The organism is Streptomyces nanshensis (assembly GCF_001751255.1).
Classification (GTDB): Bacteria; Actinomycetota; Actinomycetes; order Streptomycetales; family Streptomycetaceae; genus Streptomyces; species Streptomyces nanshensis_A.
Genome location: NZ_LJGW01000634.1, coordinates 1 through 4,245 on the forward strand (window position 1 = coordinate 1; position 4,245 = coordinate 4,245).

The following is a 4,245-nucleotide window of genomic DNA, read 5'->3' on the forward strand; positions in this document are numbered from 1 at the left end:
CGGGCGCGGAGGCGGGCGCCGCCGGCTCGCACGAGGACGCGCTGACCGTGCTGCTCGGACCGGACTCCGACGTCGGCCGCGCGCTGGCCGCCGGACGCCCCGACCGTGCGGCACGTCTGCTGGACGGCTGGCGGGAGATCTTCGGTACGCGGGCGCTGCGTCTGGAGGTGGCCGGGCATCTGCCGCTGCGGGAGTCCGCGCGGATGCTGGGGCTCGCGGCCGGCGAGGGCGTCAGGCCCGTACTGGCCAACGGCGTGCGCTACGCCGACCCCAGCCAGGGCCCCGTCGCCGACGTACTGGACGCAGCCCGCCGCCTGGTCCCCGTCGACCCCCGCAGGGGACTGGACGGCGGCGAGCGGTGGCTCAAGGGACCGGAGCCCATGGCCTGCGCGGCGGAGCGCATCGCCCGTGCCGCGGGCTACGGAAGCGGCACCGCGAAGCGGCTGCTGGAGCTGACCGTGGAGACCGCCGAGGGCTGCCGCGTCGACCCGGAGGACGACATCGGCATCGGCCGCGTGCACTTCCCCGAACCGTGGTTGGTCGGCGCGTCCGGCGGCAGGAGCGCCGAGCGCGTGCTGCGTTCGCGCTGCGCGGCGGGGATGGTCGCGCGCCGGTACGAGGGGAGCCGGAAGCGCTGGGAGCGGCTCGAACACGAACTGGGCATCATCGAGGGCCTGGGCTTCTCCTCCTACTTCCTCACCGTCGCCCAAGTCGTCGAGGACGCACGGGAGATGGGCGTACGGGTCGCGGCGCGCGGTTCGGGCGCCGGGTCGCTCGTCAACCATCTGCTGGGCATCGCGAACGCCGACCCCCTCGAACACGGCCTGCTCATGGAGCGGTTCCTCTCGCCGCACCGCGCCGCCCTGCCGGACATCGACATCGACGTGGAGTCGGCGCGCAGGCTGGAGGTCTACCGCGCGGTCTTCGACCGTTTCGGCGAGGAGCGCGTCGCCGCCGTCGCCATGCCGGAGACCTACCGCGTACGGCACGCCATCCGCGACGTGGGCGCCGCGCTGAGCATGGACCCCGCCGAGACCGACCGGCTCGCCAAGGCGTTCCCGCACATCCGGGCGCGCGACGCCCGTGCCGCCCTCGGTGAACTCCCCGAACTCCAGGGCGTGGACGCCGAGAGGTACGGCCCCCGCTTCTGGGACCTGGTCGAGTCGCTGGACGCCCTGCCCCGCGGGGTGGCCATGCACCCGTGCGGTGTGCTGCTCTCCGACTCCTCGCTGCGCGCCCGTACGCCCGTGGTGCCCACCAGCGGCGAGGTACCGCTCGCCGGGGGCGAGGGGAGCGCCCCCATCCCCATGTCGCAGTTCGACAAGGACGACGTGGAGGAGCTGGGGCTGCTCAAGCTGGATGTGCTGGGCGTACGGATGCAGTCCGCGATGGCGCACGCGGTCGCCGAGATCGAGCGGGCCGGCGGCGGCCGCGTCGACCTGGACGAGGTGCCGCGGGGCGATCCGCGGACGTACGCGCTGATCCGCTCCGCGGAGACGCTCGGCTGCTTCCAGATCGAATCGCCGGGCCAGCGCGACCTGGTGGGGCGGCTCCAGCCGGAGAGCTTCCACCATCTCGTCGTCGACATCTCGCTGTTCCGGCCGGGGCCGGTCGTCGCCGACATGGTGCGCCCGTTCATCGAGGCACGGCACGGACGGCGGCCCGCCGCGTATCCGCACCGGGACCTGGAGCCCGCGCTGCGGGAGACGTTCGGTGTCGTGGTCTTCCACGAGCAGATCATCGAGATCGTCTCCGTCATGACCGGATGCGGACGTGCCATGGCCGACGAGGCGCGGCGCGCGCTCTCGGACGGCGAGCGGCAGGGGAGGGTACGGGCGTGGTTCGCGCAGGAGGCGTCGCGCCGGGGGTACGCGGCCGAGACCGTCGAGCGCACCTGGGAGATCGTGGAGGCGTTCGGCTCGTACGGCTTCTGCAAGGCGCACGCCGTGGCCTTCGCCGTACCGACGTACCAGTCGGCGTGGCTGAAGGCACACCATCCGGCGGCCTTCTACGCGGGGGTGCTGGAGCACGACCCGGGGATGTACCCGAAGCGGCTGCTGCTGGCGGACGCGCGCCGGCGCGGGGTGCCGGTGCTGCCGCTGGATGTGAACCGGTCGTCGACCGCGTACCGGATCGAACCGGTGCCTGACTCCGGGGGAGTCGGGGACGGCGGCGCGACGGGCGCCGTGGCGGATGCCGTGACGGGTGGTGTGCCGGAGAGCGGGAGCCCGGAGGAGGGGCGGCGGCGCCGCTGGGGGCTGCGGCTCGCGCTCTGCGAGGTGCAGGGCATCAGCGAGGCGGACGCGGAACGCATCGCCGCCGGGCGGCCCTACGGTTCGCTGGCCGACTTCTGGTCGCGTGCGCGTCCGCCGCGTCCCGTCGCCGAGGGGCTCGCACAGGTGGGGGCGCTGGACGCCTTCGCGCCCGGCGGGAACCGCCGCGACCTGCTGCTGCAGATCGACGAGCTCCACCGCCGCCGGCGTGGCGAATCCGGCGCGCGCGAGGGGCAGTTGGCGCTGGACCGGCTCGCGTCGGGCAGCGCCTCCGTACCCGAACCGGCGGGGCTGCCCGACCTCGACGCCGACGAACGGCTCGGCGCGGAGCTCGGCGTCCTCGGCATGGACACCTCCCGGCATCTGATGGAGGACCACACCGCGTTCCTGCGGGAGTTGGGCGCGCACTCCGCGCGGGCGCTGCGCGACGCACGGCACGGTGAGACGGTCCTCGTCGCCGGTGCCAAGGCCGCGACCCAGACCCCGCCGATCCGCTCCGGGCGGCGCGTCATCTTCTGCACCCTCGACGACGGCACGGGGCTGGTCGACCTCGCCTTCTTCGATGACAGCCATGCAGCGTGCGCGCACACCGTCTTCCACTCGTGGCTGCTGCTGGTACGGGGAGTGGTGCAGCGGCGCGGGCCGCGCAGCCTCAGCGTGGTCGGGTCGGCCGCGTGGGACCTGGCGGAACTGGCCGGACTGCGCCGTACCGGCGGCCTGGACGCGGTGGCCGCCAGGCTGGCGGAGCCCGCGCCGGAGGGAGACCCGGAGAAGGACCGGGAGGGGGACGGGACGGAGAAGGACCAGAAGGACCAGAAGGAGGAGGACGAGAAGGAGAAGAAATCGGAGGACGGCGCCGGGGGTCGCACCGTCGAGGTGGCGAAGGGCTATGCGATGCACCCCTGGGCGGATCTGCGTCCCGCGGGCGACTCCGCCGCCTCCCCGAAGGCCCTGCGCAAGCTCTGGCACTCCAGCCCCGGGAGCGCGGGATGAGCGCGCCGGACGACGGCCGCGGACTCCGCGTGCTGTACGTGCGCTTCGAGGAACGGGACCCGGGGGAGGGCGCCGGGGAGGCGAACGACCCTGCCCGCTTCCCCCGACTCCTCGGTCTCCTCGCGGACTTCACCCCCGTCGTACAGGCGCTGCCGCCCGACGCCGCGCTCGTCGACGTACGGGGCGCGCTGCGCTACTTCGGCTGTGACGCCCCCGGCCTCGCCCGGCTCGTCCGCCTCCGCGCGCTGGCGCTGCACGGCACCGACTGCACCGTCGGCGTCGCCGTCAACCCGCTGCTCGCGCGGATGGCCGCGCGCTGCGGTCCCGCGGGGGCGGTCCGCGTCGTACGCCCGGGGGAGACCGCCGGGTTCCTCGACGGCAGGCCCGTCGCGGAGCTGCACGGCGTGGGCCCGGCGACCGCGCGGACCCTGTGCTCGTACGGTCTGGACACCGCCGGGCGGGTCGCCGCCGCCGCGCCCGGCACACTGCAGCGCATCCTCGGCGCGAAGACCGGGCGCCTCCTCCACGAGCGGGCCCGCGGCATCGACCCGACGCCGGTGGTGCCGGACGAACCGGCGCGTTCGGAGAGCGCCGAACTCCGCTTCGGCCGGGACGAACTCGACGCCGGCGAGCGCCGCCGCGCGCTGCTCACCCTCGCCGACGAGCTGGGCTTCCGCATGCGTACGGGCGGGCAGGCGGCCCGCGCGCTGACCCTGACCGTCCGCTACGCCGACCGCACCGTCACCACACGCAGGCGGCGGCTGGCCGAACCGTCCGCGCACACACCGTCGTTGACCGCCGTCGCCTATGCGCTGCACGACGGGCTGGGGTTGCAGCGGGCCCGCGTACGGGCGGTCGCGCTGCGCGCCGAGGAGCTGATGCCGGCCGAACTCGCCGCGCGCCAGCTCTCGTTGGACCCCCGGGAGGAGAAGGCCCGGCGTGCGGAGGCGGCGGCGGACCGTGCCCGGCTGCGGTTCGG

Annotated in this window: 2 protein-coding genes; both read left to right on the top strand. The window is 74.9% G+C overall.

Annotated elements, in window-relative coordinates; translation table 11 throughout:
- A partial coding sequence (dnaE, locus tag AN218_RS30555; RefSeq protein ID WP_070020286.1) for a DNA polymerase III subunit alpha occupies nucleotides 1–3,266 on the top strand: 3,266 nt, incomplete at its 5' end.
- Nucleotides 3,263–4,245: DNA polymerase Y family protein (locus AN218_RS30560; protein WP_070020287.1), on the top strand; the 983-nt coding region annotated here is incomplete at its 3' end. The genes dnaE and AN218_RS30560, both read left to right, overlap by 4 nt.